Origin of the sequence: Afipia sp. GAS231, from assembly GCF_900103365.1 — a bacterium.
Taxonomy (GTDB): domain Bacteria; phylum Pseudomonadota; class Alphaproteobacteria; order Rhizobiales; family Xanthobacteraceae; genus Bradyrhizobium.
In genome coordinates this window covers 5,507,642-5,527,159 of record NZ_LT629703.1, presented here as the reverse complement: position 1 = coordinate 5,527,159, position 19,518 = coordinate 5,507,642, and the positions used below count along the sequence as shown (strand labels likewise).

Sequence of the window (19,518 nt, the reverse complement as noted above, 5' to 3'; positions counted from 1 at the left end):
AGGACCACGGCTTCAGCAGCCTGCACAGACGCCTCCGCACTGGCTCGGCGCGGAGGAAACGACGATCCTGTTCGTCCCCGCGACATTGCCGGATCGGCCCTCTTGCCCATTACTATGTCCCTTCGCCGAGAACAATCAATCGCAGAAATACCTGTTCCATCAACTGTCTACAGTTAAGCGATCCGCAGTGCCGTGAGCGTCCCCTCCTCGATGGCCTGGAAGAATTTTCTCGGGCCGCCGACATCGCCAGCATAATGTAGGGGAATTCCGAGCCCATGCAGGCTATCGGTTTCGATCTTCCGCGAAACGTATCCAGTGCAGAAGATCACATTGTCGATGTCGTGCAGCGTGCGCCGCACGCGGCCCACTGGCTTGATTTCGACCCAGTCCGGACCGACCGCGAGCAACTCCATATTCGCCAGAACTTCGATGTTCAGTTCGGTGATCCGGTCAAGATAGTAGACGCGGTCGGCATGAACAGCCTTCTTCAGCATTTCCGAGCGCACGATCATGATGACCTTCTTGCCCTGGTCCGCCAGATAATCCGCCACCTCGATGCCGACCAGGCCGCCACCGACGACGACACAGGTCTGGCCCGCCTGTTCGAGGCCGGCAATCACCCGCCACCCGCTCAGGACATGGGGCAGATCGGCGCCCGGAACGTCGGGCTGAATCGGCGAAGCGCCGGTCGCCACGATGATCGCTTCGGGCTTCAGCGCGCGCGCATCATCGGCCGAAAACGACCGGTTGAGACTGACGGGAATACCGAGGCGCACGAGTTCGGCGGTGAAGTAGCGCAATGCATTCCGGATCTCACCGCGATGCGGCGGCTGATGCGCCAGCAAAAGCTGCCCGCCGACCACGGCTTCCTTTTCGAACAGATGGACATCGTGTCCGCGCCGGGCCGCCGTCACGGCAGCGGACAGTCCGGCCGCACCGCTGCCGATCACGACGACGCGCCTCGACACCGGCCTGAGCGCGAGCAGCGGCTTCAACTCCAGCTCCCGGCTCACCATCGGGTTGACGGTGCAGGCCAGACCTTTGTGGCGGTGAACCGTGGCGATGCACTCGTTGCAGGCGATGCAGGGCGCGATCGTCTCGACCCGGCCGGCTTTGGCCTTGGCCGGAAAGAAGGGATCGGCGATCAGAGCCCGGCTCAGGCAGATGAAATCCGCCTGCCCGTCTTCGAGGATCTGCTCGGCCAATTCAGGCGTATTGATGCGCCCGACCACCATCACCGGGACCTTGACCCGCTTTCGGATCGCATCGCCGTAGCTCACGTAGCAGCCGCGATCGACCGACATGCCCGGTACGACCATGTAAGGACGCGACGCGTGCACGCCGCCGGACACGCTGATCGAATCGGCACCGGCCGCCTCGAACATGACGGCCATCTCGATGGCGTCGGCGAGTTCGAGGCCGTGCTGGACGTGATCCCGGCCGTTCATGCGAACGATGACGGGATAGTCCGCGCCGAGCTTGGCCTTGATCGCCTCGATCAGCCGCACGCCAAAATAGGCGCGGCCCCGCACGCTGCCGCCGTACTCGTCCTCGCGCTTGTTCGAATCCGGCGACAGAAACTCTCCGATCAGATAGCCGTGTGCACCATGGAGTTCGACGGCATCAAAACCCGCGTCGCGCGAACGCCGCGCCGCTTCCGCAAACCGTTCGACGATGCGGTCGATCTCGCCGACCGTCAGTTCCTTCGGTATCACGGCATCGCCGACGCCGGTGAACTGCGAAGGAATCGGCGACGGCGCCAGCGGCACCGAGCCCGAGACATCAGGGATGGATTCGCGGCCACCGTGGTTGAGCTGCAGCGCCATCTTGGCGCCCTCCGCATGGGCCGCCTGCACCACCTTGCGCAGACCGGGAATGAAGCAATCGTCATGCAGCATCGCATTGTGGTGCAGCCGTTTGCCTTCCTGTTCGATATAGGTGGCTTCGACCACGATCAGCCCGGTGCCGCCGCGGGCCCGCTCGGCGTAGTATTCGACGAGATCGTCGCCGACAAAACCGTCCTTGTCCGCAAGCTCCGAACTGGTGGCCGCGAACACGACCCGGTTCGGCAATTCCAGCGAGCCGATCTTGCCCGGCGCAAACAGTTTCGGAAACATCGGCACACTCACCAGTCTATGGAGACGGACTATTCGGGCGTTCGATAGACGACATTGCCCTCGAACAGCCGGCGGGCGCTGCGGTAGACCGCGCCGTAATCAGCCTTGGCGGCGCCGGCGGCGGAAAGCGAAACCCCGGCATCGACCAGCGTAACGCCGGACGGATGCGCAATCCGGATCGGGCCGGTCGCGTTGCTCAACTGCGCGGGAATGCTGCCGGGGATGCGGGTCGCGACCGAGAGGCAGATCGCGCCGGTGATCGGCGTGGCGCGATGCGGCTGGCCGACCGAGATCATGCGTACCCAGATGTCGGCATCGGCAGCCCTGAGTTCGCGGCCGGACAGCGTTCGCCCGGCGCGCGGACCCGACACCATTGCGACCTTGGGAATGCCGGTCATGCGCTTGGCCTGTTCGAGATCGGGCGCAATCCCCATCTTCACCGATGCCGCGCAGCGGATCGCTTCCATCCGCTGCAGAAAAACCGCATCGTGGTCGAGCGCGTCAGGCAATTCATCACCGGATTGCCCAACCGCGCTTGCCTCGACGAAAACGCAGGGGTTGGCGGCATCGACGCAGGACGCCTTGACGATCCCGAGCCCTTCGATGTCGAACTCGTCGACGGCGCACCCGGTCGGCAACAGCTTGCCGGTCCGCGCGCCACCCGGTTCGAGAAACTCCAGCCGGATCGGCGCAGCCTTGCCGCCGACGCCATCGATTTCCATTTCGCCGGTGGCCGCGAGCGCGCCCTGCTCGACCGGAAAGCGGGCGACGATGATTTTTGACGTGTTGGTGTTGTGAATGCGGACGGTAGCTTCGCCATTGGCGGGACCCGTGACCAGCCCTTCGTCGAGCGCAAACGGCCCGACCGCCGAAGACATGTTGCCGCAATTGGCGCCGTAATCAACAAAAGTGTCGCGGACGCCGATCTGCGCGAAGGTGTAGTCGACATCGGCGTCCGGCCGGCTCGGCGGGCCGATGATACAGATCTTCGACAGCGAGGAAATGCCGCCGCCCATGCCGTCGAGCTGGCGGCCGTTCGGGTCGGGCGAGCCCATCACCTGCAGGAAGATCGGATCCCAATCCGCAGGTTTGGCGGGCAGGTCTTCCTTCCGGAACATCACCGCCTTGGAAGTGCCGCCCCGCATGAACACCGCACGAAGTCGAGCATTTGCCATGGAGGTTCTCCCGTCCCTTATTTCAACGGCTCGGCATCGAGGCGGATGATATCCGCAGGGCCACCCGGCTGCGCCGGATAGCGTTGTAGCACGAGCGGGTCGTGGCCGGGCACGATATGGGACAGCGACGTCGCCATGCGCCGCATCGCGTCATACCCTTCGAGCGTCTCGCTGACGTCGACGACGACCGGAAACGGCCGGTACTGTTCGAAATTCGCATAATAATGCGAGGCGTCGGAGGCGACCACGACCCAGCCGCGTCGGGTCCGGACCCGCACGAACTGCAGGCCGCGCGAATGACCGCCGACCAGATGAACCGACACGCCATCGGCGATTTCGCTCGAACCGTCGTGGAAGGCGACGCGACCCTGAAACAGTTTTTGCACCATCGCGGTGACGTCTTCCGCCTCGAACGGATGACGCAAAGTGGAATGGCACATGCAGCGGCCGGTGCAGTATTCCATCTCGCGGTCCTGAACGTGATATTTCGCGTTCGGAAACAGGTCATGGTTGCCGGCGTGGTCGTAATGCATGTGGGTCAGGATCACGTCCTTGACGCCGGCAGCTTCGATTCCCGCGGCCTTCAAACCTTCGGCCACCGGCCGCGTCAGTTTTCGCGCGCGCCGCTTGGCCATGTTGGCATCGAAACCGGTGTCGATCACAATGGTCTGGCCGCCACCCTTCAGCACCCAGACGAAGAAATCCATCGGCATCGGACCGTCATGCGGGTCGCCGCCGAGAAAATTCTCCGCCGTTTTACGCTCGGCGTTGTGGGCGTAACGGATCGCGAGAATTTCGTATTCCGACATGGTGCGCTCCGTTCCGGTGGCTAGCTGACGGCCTTGTCCTGCGCCTTGCGCCATTCGAGAAGCCGGCGAATGCCCTCCTCGATGGAGACTTCCGGCACCCATCCCAGCATCTTCTCGATCTTGGCCCGGCTGAAATCGAGCTGATCGGTCACACTCGATCGCACGCTGCCGCCGCCGGCCTTGAACACCGGTTTGAGCGAGCTACCGGTAATCGACAGCAGGATTTCGACCAGGCGATTGAGCGAGGTGGCAACGCCCGTCACCACGTTGAAACTCTCCGCGGTCACGTCGGAGGCCATCGCCATGACATTTGCCCGCGCGACGTCGGCGACATGGATGTAGTCGTGCACCTCGCTGCCGTCGCCGGTGATAACAGGCGCTTCGCCGCGCGCGATGCGGTCATAGTTTTCCATGATGTAGAGCGCGTTGACGCCGCGATAGTGCTGGCGCTCGCCGTAGACGGTCGAGTATCGCAGCCCGATCGCCTGGATGCCGTGCTTGGCGCTGTAGAGCTTGCTGAGATTTTCGCCGATCAGCTTGGTGCAGGCATACAACGCGGCCGCGGGCTGGAAGCTAGAGAGCTGCGCCGGTGCCTGTTCGTCGACCAAGCCCGGGGCCGGATCGCCGTAGACCGCGACCGACGACGAGAACACCACCTTCTTGACGTTGCGGTAGCGGCACGCCTCGAAGATATTGACCTGGCCCTCGACATTGACGGCGAGGCCCAGGCTCGGGTTCTGGCTGAGCGGCAGCGTCAGGAAGCCGGCGATCGCGAACACGCCGTCGCAACCTTCAAAGGCATCATAGAGCTCGTTGATGCGCAGGATGTCGCCGCGCAACAGCTTGACGCGGGGATTGCCGAGCAACGACTTGACCGTCTCCGGATTGCCCAGTGAAAAATTGTCGAGCAGTACGACTTCGCGCGCACCCTGGCTCAGCAACTGTTCCGCGACGTGCGAACCGATCAGGCTGGCGCCTCCGGTGACGACAAACTTCCCTTCGGCGATCTTCATGGAGGCTCACAACTCTTTCGCAAACAACGCCGCAGCTCGCGGCAAACTGCTAGCCCGCGGGACGGACTGCCATCGATGATATCCGCGCTGCGGACATCATACCCGCAGACCGTATCGCCACCCTCTCAAACTGTCTACAGTTTTCATTATGCGGCATAGGCGCACGCCGTTGCGCGGCCAGCGGGGCTGCGGCGTCGCTTAACGGCGGCCGTGTCTGTATAGAGGGTGCCGACGAACAGGCCTCGCGGGCCGACACGGCCTTGAACAATCAGGAACGGGAGAAAAACAATGTCTGAGAAGGTCGCGGTCATCGGAATGGGGCAGATGGGATCCGGGATGGCCGGGCGGCTGCGGGAGTCCAACCTCGATGTCGTCGGCTATGACGTCAATGCCGAACAGCGCGCCCGTCTCACCAAGGAAGGCTTTCGAATGACGTCGAGCATCGCCGAGGCGCTCGCAGGCCGTTCGATCGTACTGACCAGCCTGCCCGACCCCAAGGCGGTGACGGAAGCCTGGCTCGGCGCCGAGGGGATCGTCGCGCATGCCGCCAAGGGCACGCTGTGCATCGAGCTCTCGACCATCGATCCGCAAACGATGCGTCAAGCCGCCGAGGCCGCTGCTGCGCGCGGCATCGCGGTGGTCGACTGCCCGGTCAGCGGCAGCCCCAATGAGGCGCGCGCCGGCAAGCTGATCCTGATCGCCGGCGGCGACAAGGCCGACGTCGAGCGCGCCGAACCGATCCTGAAGCTGCTCGGCAACGAGTGGAAGTACACCGGCGGCGTCGGCACCGCCAAGGTCGTCAAGATCGTCAACAACATGATGTCGATGGGCAACGTGCTGGTCGCAGCCGAAGCGTTCGCGCTCGGCGTCGCCGCCGGCGTCGAGCCGGAAAAACTCTACGACGTGCTGTCGGTGAGCGGCGGTCGCTCGCATCATTTCACCAAGCGTTTCCCGAACGCGCTCAAGGGCGACTTCTCGCCGGGGTTCAAGATGGAGCTCGGCGAAAAGGATCTCGCGCTCGGCGTCGAACTCGGGCGCATGACCAAGATGCCGACGCCATCCGCATCCGCGACCCGCGAGATGTATGCGCTGGCGCTGGCCGAAGGCTTTCGCGGCCAGGACATCGTCTCGCTGCTGGCGATGTACCAGAACTGGGCCAAGCCGAAGAGCTGACGTGCGGCCTTGCTGGGAAAGGCCGCGATCGATTTACAGTAATCCAGTTCGAACGCCGCGCCGCGGACACATCCCGGGCGCGGCAATTCATTGTCCCGTCAGGGCACCCAGGTCGTTTCGGGAGCCTCCTGCGCGCCGCGGGGTGCGAACACGACCTTCTTGGCTGGCGCCTTGTGCAACTCGCTGACTTCCAATAGCCGCGTGACTTGCGCGACCTCGGTGATCTTTTCGAAGGTCTCGAGCCGCTCGAACAGCGGCGCGATCTGCTCGCGTGGCAGGCTGCGGGCTGCGCAATCGCTGAACTTGTCCCACAATTCGCTGCTGCTCATCGGGTTATCGCCGCCGCGGCCGACGAGATTGTCGATCCGCCGCGCCAGCCGCCTGCCGTCCTTCATTGTCACGATCACCTCCGCGCCCCACTGGTGCTCGGCATCATCAGCCATATCGGGGTGCGGACTGGCCGTTGTCAGGTCCAGCAGCCGCACGATCTCGGGATCGAAATGCGCGTCGCCCTCGAAATCCTTCAGGCGCAGCACGCCATAGCGAAGCGCGCGTGCGACGACGTATTGAACGCTGAACTTGGCTTCCAGCGGCGTCTGCGGATGCGGCGTGTTGGTATGGCGCAGCCGCCGGCCATGCGGCATCACTTCGATACGCGCGATATCGGCGGCCTCGATCTTCTCCTCGCGACGTAAATTCAGCGCCATGTTGATGGCGGGATGGGTACTGCCACAGCAGGGAAATTGCTTGAGCCCGATCGACTTGGCCTCGATTTCCCACGGCTGGCCCCAGTTCTCGAACAGTTTTGCGGTATCGAAGGTGCCGGGACCGTTGAAGACGTTCAAAAAGCCTTGCGCATGCTCGAAGACATCGGTGGCGGCATCGAAGCCGCCTTCGGCCAGCAATGCTGCGAGCAGACCGTTGCGGCAGCACTGGCCGATATGCAGCGGCTTGGTCATGGTGCCGAAATTCGCCTTCAGTCCGCTCGCCAGCGACGCTGCGATACACAGCGCCATCGTGGTCTTGGCATGATCGAGCTTGATCAGATGACACGCAGCCGCCGCAGCGCCGAAGACGCCGAGCGTAGCGGTCGGGTGCCAGCCCTTGTCGTAGTGGTGGAAATTGACGGCGCGTGCGAGCCTGATCTCGACTTCGACGCCGATCACATAGGCCGCCACGATATCCTGGCCGGTTCCGCCGCGCTCCTCCGCCAATGCCAGCAGCGTCGAGACCAGCGGCACCGAATGATGGCCGCCCATGATGCCGCTGAAATCGTCGAAATCGAGCGCATGCGACGCGGTGCCGTTGATCAACGCCGCATCGAGCGCACTGGTGCGCCGCGCCGAGCCGAAGATCAGCGAAGGCCCGGGCGCTGTAGCTACGCCCGGGGTCTTGAGCAGGATCTGCGTGCAGGGTTCCGGATACCCCGCCAAGGTCACGCCGATCGCATCGAGGATACATGTCCTCGCCTGTGCGATCGCGCCCTTGGTGAGCTGACGCTTGTCAAAGGCGAGAACATGCTGCGCCAGGGTCTGGAGCAGCGTGATCCCGGAAGGCTCGCTCGGCGCAATTGCCGGATTTGATTTTACCGATGCCGAAGATGCGTCGCTCATGTTGCTTCTCCCGTTTCTTCGCCTTAGTCGGCTGCCGCCGCGCTACGCCCGGCGATCCGCCCGAAGGTCGCGCCCGAGACGAGACCGGTGCCGGCCGGATAGTTGTCGTAGAACAGGCCGCCGACCATTTCGCCGCAGCAGAACAACCCCTTGATCGGACGCCAGTCGGTGCCGATCACCTGCGCGGTCTCGTTCACCTTCAGGCCGCCGAAGGTAAAGGTGATGCCGCCGGTGGCGCTGTAGGCATAGAACGGTGGCTTGGCCACTTTCAGCGCCCAGTTGGTTTTCTCCAGATCGAGCCCCTTGCTGGAGAGACCGTCCTTCCTGGTCGGATCGAAGCCGTCGTCCATCTCGCGGGCATGGGCATTGTATTCGTCGACAGTCTTCAAAGCCTGCGCCTTGTCGTCGAAGTCGAGCTGGTCGATCAGGTCTTCCAGTGTGTTGGCGGTAATCGGCTTGCTGGTCTGGTAACGCGGCTCCAGCAGATGGACCACGCGGGAGTCGAAGATCTGCCAGGCCTTGGCGCCGGGCTCGGCGAGAATCGCGCGGCCGAACTTGGCATAGGTGAACAGCGCGCCATCCTCGCCTTCGTCGACAAACCGCTTGCCCTTGCGGTTGAGCATGATGCCGTAGACGTAGCTCAGCCGGTTGCTGCGATCGGTCAGTTCGCGCGGGGCAAACTCACCCCAGTCGGCGCTGATCGGCGTGGCGTGGCAGCCGCTCCACTGTCCCCACGGCATGGCGCCAACATTCATCGCCATCCGCAAGCCGTCGCCCTGGTTGTGCGGCGTTCCCCGCACCTTGGCGGCGCCGACCAGCGGACCGATATGCTGGGTGCGCATCTGCACGTTGGCCTCGAAGCCGCCGCAGCCGAGCACGATCGAACGGGCGTTCAAGACCGACATGCCGTCGTCGTCGCGCACCTTGACACCATTGACCCTGCCGTCGTCACCGATCAGAAGCTCGACCGCCGCGGTGCCGTAGCGAATTTCGATACCGAGCTTCTCGGCGGTAGCGAACCAGCTTCGCGACAGGCCGACGCCCTCATGCTCGGCGCGCACCACCAGGCCGCGCGCCCACACCATGACGTTGTCCTTCTTGACCGCGGACAGCGTGATCGCCGGCTCCATCTTGATGCCGCCGACCTTCTTCATCCACTTCACGGTGTCGAACGAATTATGCACCAGCAATTTCGACAGCACCGGATCGGTGCGCCCGCTGGTGACGCGCATCAAGTCGCCGTGAAAGTCTTCCTTCGGATAGGGCGAAATGCCGTCGTAGAAGTTTTCGAACTCTTCCTCGACGTCAGGCAACAGCTCGCCGATCTCGCGCGGATCGTCGAAGGCAAAGCGCAGCACGCCGCCGCTCCAATGGGTATTGCCGCCGCGCATCTCCCGCGGCGCCTTCTCGATCACCACGACGCGCTCGGCGCCGTTCTCCTTGGCGGAAACGGCGGCAGCCAATGCCGCGTTACCGGCGCCGACCACGATGACATCATACGTACTCATAACTTCGCTCTCCTGATTGACTGGCTTGTTGTGGATCGCAGCAAGGCCGCGATCTCGGTGGCGGAATGGGTTTCGAGCTTCAGCACAGCCTCGCGAATGCGTTCGGCTTGAACCAGCGGGATCGACAAGGTGGCGGAAGCGCGAAATTTCTTCGAAACCGCGGCCTCATCCAGCGCGCGCTCGCCCGCGCCGCTGTTGACGCGGATATGCCTAAAGAAGCTGCGGCCATCCTTCAGCGTCACGCGGACACCGCCGGAGAAGAAGGTCGGGAAAGCCGAGTCCGGATCGACGGCGCAGGTGACGCGCTGCGTCAGGTCCAGCACCACCGGATCCGCCAGGGCGGCCGGCATCAGGTCGGCGAGACCGAACGCACCCTTGATGAGGCAGGTAGCAATAACGAACTGGGCGCTGAACTTCGCTTCATATTCGTTGGTCGGCCGGGTCTTGGCGGCGGCCGGTTCGGCCACGATCGGCATGGTATCGCGCGGCAGATAGGCCTCTACGCTGGCAATGTCGGCAGGGTTGACCCCGGCATGCAGTTCGATCGCGGCGTCCGCACAGCCGTGGATGAAATGGCAGACCGGATAAGGCTTGATCGCGGTCTCGGCCAATTCCCAGACCTTACCGAGACTCGTGAGCTCGGCGTTGAGATCGATCGGCGCCGGCGAATGCTGGATATGCGTGTCGAAGAAGCCGAAGCGACCTTCATAGGGACGCGTCGGGGCCTTGAAGCCTTGTTGCGCCAGAACCGCAGCGGTGATGCCGGCGACTGCGGCCCAGCCGGGATGCATGCGCTTGGTCCACGCGCCTTCCTCAAGGAACACCTGGACGCCCGAGGCGGTGCTGGCGGCGATGCCTTGCGCGGCGACGATGCCGTCGGCCGACAGGCCGAGAATGCGCGCGGCCACCACCGCCGAACTGAAATGCGCGACCAGCCCGGTGGCATGAAAGCCCGCATGGTGGAAGCCGCCCTTGACCGCGGCGCCGACGCGGATCGCGGTCTCCATCCCGGCGGCGTAGGCAACCAGTAACGTCTTGCCGTCGATGCCGCGGGATTCGCCGAAGGTCAGCGCACAGGGAAGACAGGCCGCGGTGGCGTGAATGATGCTGTTGAGGTGGGTGTCGTCGAAGTCGAGGCCGTGGATCAGCATGCCGTTGGCAAGCGCCGCGTCCCGCACCGGCAAGCGGACATCGCGGCCGATCACGCTGCACGTCCCCTCACCGCCCAGCGCCGTGGCGCCAGCAACCGCGACATCGGCAAAACCGTAGGCATTGGAAGCGAGGCCGCAGCCCAACGCGTCGAGGATCAAAAGCTCGGCGCGATGCAGCACCGGCGCCGGGATATCTTCGAACTTCAAGCCGGCGGCAAACTCGGCCAGCGTTCGGGCCGGCTTGGTGGCCGCTGATGAGACGGACGTCTTATCCAGCATGCCGCAATCTCGCTTCGGTTTGAGCCACATCGTCGACGAGACGACAGTCGCGGGCATCGAACGAAAGAATGGCGGGGCTGCCGGGTGCGAGTGCGCTGCGCGAATAGGCGCGCAGACGGTCGGCGCCGACCTCGACGATGTATTCGACATGCGGACCGAGATACATGCCGCTGACGACGTGACCGGTTAGCCGGTTCTGTCCGGCAATCGCCGCCGCCGACGTTTCGTCGAGCCGGATCGCCTCGGGACGCAACAATGCAATCTTGGAGCGGCCGTCGTCGCGGTCGGTGGCCGGATCGACCTCGACCGGCGAGCCATTTTCCAGTTGCCACCCGCGGCCAACACGCTGCACATGCAGGAAATTGGCGTTGCCGATGAAGTCGGCAACGAAGCGATTGACCGGCTGCTGGTACAGATCGCGCGGCGTGCCTTCCTGCACGATCCGGCCTGAATCCATCACGATGACGCGGTCGGACATCGACAGCGCCTCGGTCTGGTCGTGCGTCACGTACAGCGCGGGCACGTTCAATTCGCGCTGGATCCGGCTGATCTCCAGCCGGGTGCGATCGCGCAGGCGGGCGTCGAGGTTCGACAGCGGCTCATCGAACAGCAGCAATCGCGGGCGCGCCGCGATCGCCCGCGCCAGCGCCACGCGCTGCTGTTGTCCTCCTGACAATTCGGAAGGACGGCGCTTGGCGAGCTTGCCCATGCCGACGATGTCGAGCGCCCAGTTGACGCCGGCGGCGACGTCGCGCTCGCCTTTCACGGTGAGCGGAAATGCGACGTTCTCCGCGACCGTCAGATGCGGCCAAACCGCATAGGACTGGAACACCATGCCGAGATCGCGCTCGTGCGGCGGCACGAACAGGTTGGCGGCCGGATCGGAAACCGTCTCGCCGTTGATGGCGATGCTGCCGCCGGTCGGGGTTTCCAGGCCTGCAATGCATCGCAATGTGGTGGTCTTGCCGCAGCCGGAGGGCCCGAGCAGCGTGACGAACTCGCCGTCGGCCACGTCGAACGATATCGAGTAGATGACGGTGAAGGCGCCATAGGATTTGACGAGGTTGCGGACGGCGATACCCATCGCAGATTATTCCCTTCTCTATCGCCTGCGCGCGCCGGGCATGGCCCAGAGCAGCAAGGACATCATGGCGACCATCAGGATCATCGCGAGGATCGAGAGCGCGCTCGCGAGCCCCCAATTGGCCTGTTCGAACGACGACCAGATCGAAACCGACAGCACCGAGGTCGAGGCGGTGAAGATCAGGATCGTGGCGGAGATTTCGCGGAAGAACGCCATGAACAGCAGGAAGTAGCTGCTCTGCAGCGACGGCAGGCTGAGCGGCATCAGGATGCGCCAGACGCCGGACAAACGGCTCGCGCCCGCGGTCCAGGCCGCTTCCTCGAGGCTGCGGTCGAGCTGCACGAAGCGCGCGCCGGACGTTTCGGTCGCGTAGGGCAAAAAGCGCGTGACATAGGCCAGCACGATCAGGGTCAGCGTGCCGTAGAGCGGCAGCGGCAGGTAGGCGTAGGCCCACAACAGGCCGAGACCAAGCACGATGCCGGGCACGCCGAACGGGAGCATGACCAGCGCATCAAGCACGCGGTATCCGGTCGGACGCAGCCGCACGGTGAAATAGCTGCAGGCAATGCCGAGCACGACACCGACCAGCGCGCCGCCGCCGGACACGATCACGGTGTTGAAGATCGCCCGCTGGGTTTCTTCCGAATTCCAGATGTAAATATAATTGCGGAAGGTGAAGGCGGCGTCGAACGGATTGGCGGTAAAGAACTTGATCAGCGAGGTGTAGAGCAGGATCAGGCCAGGCAGCACCAGACTGACCGCAATATAGAAACCGCAGATCAGATTGACCGGCCAGCGCCAGACGCCGAGCGGGATCGGCGTGATCTTGCCGGCCTTGCCGGTCGTCACCACTGAGCGTCCGCCACGCGCCAGCCGCCGCTGCAGCAGGATGGCAATGCCGGTAATCGCCGCAAGCGTCAGGCCGATCGCGGCCGCAAGCCCGTAGGCCGTCGGCGGAAACCGGCACAGCAGATAAATTTGCGTGGCCAGAACCGTGACGTGGCCGGGAACGCCGATCAGCACGGGGATGCCGAACTGCTCCAGGGTCAGCACCAGACACAGCAGGGCACTGGAAGCGAGCGCATAGGACAGCATCGGCAGCGTGACGCTGCGCAACATCCGCCACGGCGAAGCGCCCGCCGTGCGGGCGGCCTCCTCGTAGCTCGGGTCCATGCCCATGATCGGCCCGCGGATCGTCAGATAGACGAACGGCACCTGATGCAGCACCATGACGAAGACGATGCCGGCGGCGCTGTAGATATCGACCGAAACGGATTCGATATTGAGCAGGCGCAGGAGATCATTGATGACGCCACCGGGCGAACCGATCACGATCCAGGCCATCGCCAGAATGAACGACGGGAAATAGAAGCTGAGCCCCAGCAATCCCGTCATCGTGCTCGGCCAGCGGAAGTCAGTACGATGGATCACCAGCGCCAGCGCCGTGCCCATCACCATCGCGAACAAGGTGCTCAGCCCCGCGACTTCCAGCGTCGTCAGCAAGGTCTCGACGACACCGGGCGAAGCCAGGTTAATCCAGTTCGCCAAGGTCCACTGGCCGGGCATGCCCGGCGAAGTGTCGCGCAGGCTGCCGATCACCAGCGCCGCGAGCGGAACCAGCGCCAGAAACGCCACGATCGCAAAGACGATCACATAGAGCCCGGTCAACACGCCGTCATGCGCCGCCGCGCGCTTGACGGCGGATGGACGTACGCGCGCGGAGGACGCTTCCAGCCCGAAGCGACCTTCACCCTGATCCAACTGTGAACTCTGCAAAATCGACATGAGCCTCAACGAATGCCGAAGGTTTCACGCCACACGTCGATGGTCTTGTTCTGCTCGGGCCCGGAGACGATCGTCAGCGAGTCGACCGCGTTCGATAGCGCCGAGGTCGGCGGGATGAATTTGGTCGGCGCCACGCCGGGTCGGGTAACGGGCAAGCCGCCCTGTTCCTGCAGCACCAGTTGCCCCGGCGCGCTCAAGAGCCAGTTGACGAAGACCTTGCCGGCGTTGGGATGCGGCGCGCGGCCGCTCACCATGACGTAGCCGCTGTTGGTGGCGGTGCCGGATTTCGGATAGACGAAGCCGATCGGCGCGCCATCCTCGAGGCCGGGCTCGAGCGGCAGATCAGCGAGCGTCGCCACCATCACGTCGCCGCGCAGCACGGCCTGAAACACGCCGGCCGACCCCTCGAAGAACCTGATGTCGTTGGCCTTCAGCTTTTGTGCCGCATCCGGAATACCGTTCTTGACCCAGAAAGCGACCAGACCCTGCACGGCGATCGAGCGCCAGGGCGGATCCATGGCGACCTTGCCCTTCCACTTCGGATCCCAGAGATCGGTCCATTCCTTCGGCGCATCTGACGGCTTCACCCGCTGCTTGTTATAAATAATGACGTTGCGGGAGGTATGGACGGCGAAGATCTTGTTGCCGTGATTGACGTCTTGGTTGAAGGCGGCGAGTTCCGGCGGGGTCCATTCGGCCGCCCAGCCCGCCTTGTCGACGCCGGCGAACATGGCATCGTCGGGGAAGGTCAGCATCGCGTCGGCGAGATTGCGGCCGGCGTTGAATTCGGTCGAGAAGCGTTCGATCAGCGGTGCGCTGCCGAGCCGGATCTGTTCGGTCTGGATGCCGGGGTTGGCCTTTCGGAATTCGATCATCAACTGCTCAACGCCTTGCGGGCGCAGGTTGTGATAGAAGCTGAGCTTGCCTTCTTTCAGTGCCGCGGCCTGCACCGCCGGCCAGTCTTCGGCGGCGACCATCGCACGTGATGGCGCCAGCGCGCCTAGCGCCAATGCGGCACTGATGCTGGTGAGGACAGTACGGCGCGTGATGTCGCGATCGCCGGTTCTCGTCATGGGCAGTTTCCCTGTTTTTGCGCGGCTTGGCCGCGTCTTGTTTTGATGACGGACTTCTTTTCTATCGGCGCAGCAGATCCCTTGAGCTATCAACGCGATTTTGCGATCCGGCGCGCGCGGCCTCGGCCATCGCCGCCAGTCGCAGTTCGTAGCCGCGCCGAACATGACGGCGGGCCAGTTCCTCGGCCGCAGCTTCGTCGCGCCGCGCGATGGCGGCAACGATGGCCTGATGTTCGCCCTGCGCTTCCGCGATACGGCCGGGAGCGGCGAACGTGGTGCGGCCGAGCAGGACGACGGAATCGTGCAGGTCCTGCAGGCTCTTCAGCAGAAAGCGGTTGTGGGCGGCGCGGTAAATATGCTCGTGGAAAAGCGTATTCTCCCGCGCATGGATTTTGGGATCGTCGGGCAACTGACGATGCGTATCCACCATCGCCTGCAGCATGTGGATTTCGGTCGCGTCGGCAAAGCGCGCCGACATCCCGGCCGCCGCGCCTTCGAGGCGCTCGCGCACATCATAGAGTTCGGCGACCGCGCGCAAATCGTGCTGCGCAACCGAAAGCCCGCCACCCGGCGCATGGACCAGCATGCCGTCGGATTGTAGGCGGCGCATCGCTTCGCGGATCGGCGTGCGGCTGACCTTGAGCCAGGAACAAAGCTCGAGTTCGAGCACGCGTTGGCCGGCTTCGAGCTGGCCCTCCTGGATCGCATTGCGGATCGCCCGATAGGCCTGCTCGGCCAGCCCGCCGGCCGCCCGCGATGAGGCTGCGCCGGGCCAGGCCACAAGCGTGTCATCCTCAACCGTGTTCGATCCCGAAATAGCCGCCTCCCAAGGAGAAACTTCGACCTTTCCTCGGTGTATAACCATGTATACATTCATATGCAAAGCAAAAAGTGGGAAGAAAATGCCGAAATTGGAACTCGACCATGGAAACCCCGCGGCAACCGGTCGCGTGACTGCCGACACGCCCGCGGTCTCGCTGACCCGCGCCTTCACCGATTTGCTGGCGGCGTGGCGGCCGCATCATCCGGAATTGCTGGATCGCTGCAGGCTGCTGTTGCTCGATGGCTTGGCCGTCGCGGTGGCGGGTGCCGGCGAACGCGGGCCGAGCCTGATGGCTGAGCAGACGCGTGCCGAATGTCCTGACGGGCCGGCCACCGTGATCGGCCACGGATTTGCGACCAGCGTCGTGCAAGCCGCGCGCGTCAACGGCATGGCGATGCATGTGCTGGATTTCGAACCGATGTGGAATCCGCCGAACCACGCGTTGTCGACGCTGCTGCCGGCGCTGCTGGCGCTGGCTGAGTTGCGCGAGCGGGATGGCGAAGGCCCGCAAGGACACGCGGTGTTGCGGGCCATCGCCAAAGGTGTCGAGGCGCAGGGGCGGCTGCGTCTGGCGTCAGGTCAGATCGAACCGGCCAGACTCTCGATCCATCCGCCGGGCGCGGTCGGCGCGCTTGCGGCAGCGCTTGCATGCGCCGACATGCTTGGTCTCGAAGGCGAGCGGTTGGCTGCGGCGGTCGCCGTCGCCAGTTCGCGCACTGGCGGGTTGCTCGCCAATGTCGGCTCGATGACCAAGGCGCTGCATTGTGGCGATGCCGCTGCGAACGGCGTGCAGGCCGCGATGCTGGCAGCGGCGGGTTTTAGCGCCGACGAAGACGCGCTCGGCAGCCCGCGCGGCTGGGGCGCTTCGCTGTTCGGCGCGACGTTCGAGCCTGCGCATCTGCTGGCGCCGATTGGCATCGGCCGCGCGATAAACCCTGGTCCGGCCTGGAAGCTGTTCCCGTCGCAATTCGCGACACATTTCGCGATCACCGCGGCGCTCGAAGCGCGCGAGGCCATCGGCGCCGATGCGCTGAAGCGGATTTCACGCGTCGAACTGCGAACGCCGGTGATGCCATACATCGACCGGCCGCGCCCGTATTCGGGCCTCGACGGAAAATTCTCGTGGCAATATACGGCTGCTATCGCCCTGCTCGACGGCAAGGTCGAGCCGGCGAGCTTCAAGGACGAACGGCGGTTCAAGGAGGATGTCGTGGCGCTGCTCGATCGCACCGTCCTGATCGGCGATGGCGCGATCTCCGGCCGCTTCGACCAGATGCATGTCGAGATATCAGTTGAATTGAACGATGGCCAGATCATCCAGCGGCGTTGCGATGCGCCGATGGGGAGCTGGAGCCGGCCTGTGCCGGACGAACGGGTCACGGCGAAGGCACGCGCACTATTGGTTGACGCCATCGGCGCCGAAAAGACGATGGCGGTCGAGCGCGCCATTGCAGCCCCCGGCGGATTTCATATTCGCCCGTTGATGGCGCTGCTCGCTTAGCCTCTCAAGCGCCTCCACGACGACGGGGCGAACTGCGTTGCCGCGGGAGCAACTGCGGATGATTCGCGCCAACGATATATTTGCTCTCAACAGCTATTGACGCACGCCGCGGTTCCCACTTCGATACCACCGGCGGAAAGGTGGGGGAGCCATGAGACACCCGATGGACACGGCCGTCATGTCAGGCGCGCTTTGGCTGTTGGCGGCGATGCTGATCGACGTGCTGACGCCGAAAGAGCTGAACGTCTACATGATCGGGGCCGTGCTGGCGCCGGCGGTGATCGTCGGTGCCGTGTTCTATCACCTGAAGCTGCCCGGCCCGGATCTGGCGATCTCGCTGGCAACCTTATGGCTGGTGTCGGTGATGGCGATCGAGTCGATCACGCCGAAACCGATATCGCCCTACTTCATGATTGCCGCCGTGGCCCCGGCGATTCTGGTCGGTGCATGGCTTCATGGCTCCGCCAGATGGAGCCGCGGCGCCGGAGCCGCTCAACGAAAAAGCGTTTGAGATCTTGCCTCGATCGGCCGCCGATCAGGCCCCGATCCGCTCTTTCAACTGTTCAAATTCGCCGCGCCGATAAGTTGCGCCGTCCGGCATGACGATTTCCACGTTCAGGCAGCCGTCGGAAATCAGCTCGGAAGCTTTCTTGATCGCGGCGGGCACGGAGTCACGATGCAACGTGACCGTCCCAGATGTATCGAGCGCGGTGATGTAAAATTTCATGAACGCTCCCGGCTTTGTGCAGCGCTCATTCTGGCGGGAAGTCGGACCACGTCAAGGGGCGCGATCCGGGAGTTTTCGGTCATTGGGTGGGGGGAACAAAGCCCCGGGAGGCGCGCAACGTTGGCACGAGGGCCATTCGGCCGGCTTCGGGGTGCCGAATTGGTCGCTGATCGGGGCCATCCGGAGGGGACAGTTCCCGGCGTCCCGAACGCCGTGAAAATCTCCTAAGTTGTTGATCTTGCTGCTCTGTAGAATCAGGCTGGTCCGGCACATCGAATTCCGTGCGCATCTCTTGAGCTGTCTTGCGCGCTACCTGGAGCAGAATGAGATCAGGCTGAACCGTGACGACGGACCATCTCAAGCGGCACGGGCGCTGCGAGCCGGCGCCTGCCAGTGGTCTCACTCCCAAGGCAGGCCGCGACCGATTTTGGGTCTGCGAGGTGCGAAGCTCGCGGACGTCGCGACCGTGCGCCAATAGGCGGCTGCGATCAGCTCGCGTAAGCGGCGTTCCATAACATGGATAGGCCAGCCGCAATCATGATCCCGTCCATGATGCGGCGAAAGAGGTCCGGATCCAGCTTCAAGACAAAACGCTTTGCGATGAAAGCTCCCGACATCAGCGAAGCCCCGGCGATCAACCCTTTCAGCGCCACTGCGGCGTCAAGAGCGCCAAAGCGCTGGAAGGTTGCCGACTTGCTGAGAAAAACGCCGAGTGAGCTTGCGGCCTCGGTGGCAAGAAATGCGCCCTTGGTCAGGCCGTAAAACAAGAACAAGGGAACGCTGAGCGGTCCGGTGGAGACCACAATACCCGTCAGGTAGCCGATGATCGCGCCGCCGATAGCGAGATGCCACAGCGATATCGTTAGCTGATGCCGAGCGAGCCAATGCCGCGCCGGCACCATCGCCATCAGAAACAGCCCGATCGCGATGTCGACCGCACGCGACGGCAGTACCAGCAACGTCCGCGCCCCAAGCGCCGCCGCCGGAATGCCTGGTATCGTGTAGGCGGCGCATGCACGCCAATCGACCTCGCGCCACCAGGCGAGCACGCGCGACAGGTTGGCCATCACGGCCGCAACAGCCATGATCGGCACGGCCTCTTTTGGACCGAATTCATAGACCAGCACCGGCACCAGCATGATCGAGGAGCCGGTGCCTACAATGCCGCTGATCGTTCCCGCCGCGAGCCCGACGGCGCAGACAAACAAGAAATTCAAGTGGAAGACCTCCGGGGACCGACAAGTATCTGCGCTCATTTCCGCGGATGCGCGCGGGGTAGATTTGCACTCGAAGTACAGCCCTTAGCAGGGGACTTCAGCGGGCGTTCTGAAGTCAAGGCTTTCTATCTAACGCAGTGATTTCCTCGCGCGACCACCGCTCGTCGCGCGCGAAACGACCAGTACGAAATCCCGACGCGCGCAACGCAGTCAACATCACCAACAACCTCAACGAAAACTCATTCGGAAACACACCTATCAGCGTTTTCCGGAAATGATATCCTTTTGCCCATTGAAAGAGTGACGAGTTGTCACAAGAGTCATTGCATCCATGTAAGATTGTAATGTTAAGTAACACACGTCATGAACGATCGAGGTTTCCGCTCGAAAACATTTGAATCCGCATGGCGCGAAGTCTGCGGAGAGGAAGGAGTCGAATTTGCCGATTCCCGCGATACAAAGGGAAGTTT

Annotated in this window: 16 protein-coding genes; 3 read left to right on the top strand and 13 right to left on the bottom strand. The window is 63.6% G+C overall.

Features of this window, described 5'->3' with window-relative positions:
• Positions 1-173: 173 nt before the first annotated feature.
• Genes BLS26_RS26160 through BLS26_RS26145 form a run of 4 tightly spaced genes read right to left on the bottom strand, consistent with a single transcriptional unit; the run spans position 174 to position 5,114 of the window.
• On the bottom strand, positions 174-2,117 hold the full coding sequence (locus BLS26_RS26160; protein ID WP_092515445.1) for an FAD-dependent oxidoreductase: 1,944 nt from the start codon (positions 2,115-2,117) through the stop codon (positions 174-176).
• A gap of 29 nt (positions 2,118-2,146) precedes the next feature.
• A complete protein-coding gene (locus BLS26_RS26155) occupies positions 2,147-3,292 on the bottom strand; it encodes a 2-methylaconitate cis-trans isomerase PrpF family protein (RefSeq protein ID WP_092515444.1) in 1,146 nt (381 codons plus the stop codon).
• A 17-nt stretch (positions 3,293-3,309) separates the two neighbouring features.
• Complete coding sequence (locus BLS26_RS26150; RefSeq protein WP_092518585.1) at positions 3,310-4,101, bottom strand: N-acyl homoserine lactonase family protein; 792 nt, start codon at positions 4,099-4,101, stop codon at positions 3,310-3,312.
• Between the two features lie 20 nt (positions 4,102-4,121).
• Positions 4,122-5,114 (bottom strand): NAD-dependent epimerase/dehydratase family protein, encoded by a 993-nt coding sequence (locus tag BLS26_RS26145; protein WP_092515443.1) that lies wholly within the window; start codon positions 5,112-5,114, stop codon positions 4,122-4,124.
• A gap of 288 nt (positions 5,115-5,402) precedes the next feature.
• Between BLS26_RS26145 and BLS26_RS26140 the strand changes: the two genes are divergently transcribed.
• Positions 5,403-6,287 (top strand): NAD(P)-dependent oxidoreductase, encoded by an 885-nt coding sequence (locus BLS26_RS26140; protein WP_092515442.1) that lies wholly within the window; start codon positions 5,403-5,405, stop codon positions 6,285-6,287.
• 98 nt (positions 6,288-6,385) lie between these two features.
• Here BLS26_RS26140 and BLS26_RS26135 read toward each other — a convergent pair whose 3' ends face one another.
• The 7 genes from BLS26_RS26135 to BLS26_RS26105 form a co-directional block, all read right to left on the bottom strand.
• Positions 6,386-7,900: an MmgE/PrpD family protein gene (locus tag BLS26_RS26135; RefSeq protein ID WP_092515441.1), complete on the bottom strand. Its 1,515-nt coding sequence runs from the start codon at positions 7,898-7,900 to the stop codon at positions 6,386-6,388.
• Between the two features lie 23 nt (positions 7,901-7,923).
• Positions 7,924-9,408, bottom strand: a complete 1,485-nt coding sequence (tcuA, locus tag BLS26_RS26130; protein ID WP_092515440.1) for an FAD-dependent tricarballylate dehydrogenase TcuA — start codon at positions 9,406-9,408, stop codon at positions 7,924-7,926.
• Complete coding sequence (locus tag BLS26_RS26125; protein ID WP_157676592.1) at positions 9,405-10,838, bottom strand: MmgE/PrpD family protein; 1,434 nt, start codon at positions 10,836-10,838, stop codon at positions 9,405-9,407. The genes tcuA and BLS26_RS26125 overlap by 4 nt, the downstream gene beginning before the upstream one ends.
• Positions 10,828-11,922 carry an ABC transporter ATP-binding protein gene (locus BLS26_RS26120; protein WP_092515438.1) on the bottom strand — a complete coding sequence of 365 codons (1,095 nt, stop codon included), beginning with the start codon at positions 11,920-11,922 and terminating at the stop codon, positions 10,828-10,830. Before BLS26_RS26120 ends, BLS26_RS26125 begins: the two co-directional genes overlap by 11 nt.
• 18 nt (positions 11,923-11,940) lie before the next feature.
• Complete coding sequence (locus BLS26_RS26115) at positions 11,941-13,683, bottom strand: iron ABC transporter permease (protein ID WP_172804702.1); 1,743 nt, start codon at positions 13,681-13,683, stop codon at positions 11,941-11,943.
• Between the two features lie 29 nt (positions 13,684-13,712).
• Positions 13,713-14,780 (bottom strand): ABC transporter substrate-binding protein, encoded by a 1,068-nt coding sequence (locus tag BLS26_RS26110; RefSeq protein ID WP_157676591.1) that lies wholly within the window; start codon positions 14,778-14,780, stop codon positions 13,713-13,715.
• Between the two features lie 61 nt (positions 14,781-14,841).
• Positions 14,842-15,744 carry a GntR family transcriptional regulator gene (locus BLS26_RS26105; RefSeq protein WP_157676590.1) on the bottom strand — a complete coding sequence of 301 codons (903 nt, stop codon included), beginning with the start codon at positions 15,742-15,744 and terminating at the stop codon, positions 14,842-14,844.
• Between BLS26_RS26105 and BLS26_RS26100 the strand changes: the two genes are divergently transcribed.
• Positions 15,731-17,104, top strand: a complete 1,374-nt coding sequence (locus BLS26_RS26100) for an MmgE/PrpD family protein (RefSeq protein ID WP_197681278.1) — start codon at positions 15,731-15,733, stop codon at positions 17,102-17,104. The genes BLS26_RS26105 and BLS26_RS26100 overlap by 14 nt on opposite strands.
• 163 nt (positions 17,105-17,267) lie before the next feature.
• Positions 17,268-17,615 (top strand): hypothetical protein, encoded by a 348-nt coding sequence (locus tag BLS26_RS26095; protein ID WP_244541690.1) that lies wholly within the window; start codon positions 17,268-17,270, stop codon positions 17,613-17,615.
• A 24-nt stretch (positions 17,616-17,639) separates the two neighbouring features.
• On the opposite strand, the gene BLS26_RS26090 is transcribed toward BLS26_RS26095, so the two are convergent.
• Positions 17,640-17,831 carry a hypothetical protein gene (locus tag BLS26_RS26090; RefSeq protein WP_027539788.1) on the bottom strand — a complete coding sequence of 64 codons (192 nt, stop codon included), beginning with the start codon at positions 17,829-17,831 and terminating at the stop codon, positions 17,640-17,642.
• 488 nt (positions 17,832-18,319) lie between these two features.
• Positions 18,320-19,048, bottom strand: a complete 729-nt coding sequence (locus tag BLS26_RS26080; RefSeq protein ID WP_092515431.1) for a sulfite exporter TauE/SafE family protein — start codon at positions 19,046-19,048, stop codon at positions 18,320-18,322.
• Between the last annotated feature and the right edge of the window lie 470 nt (positions 19,049-19,518).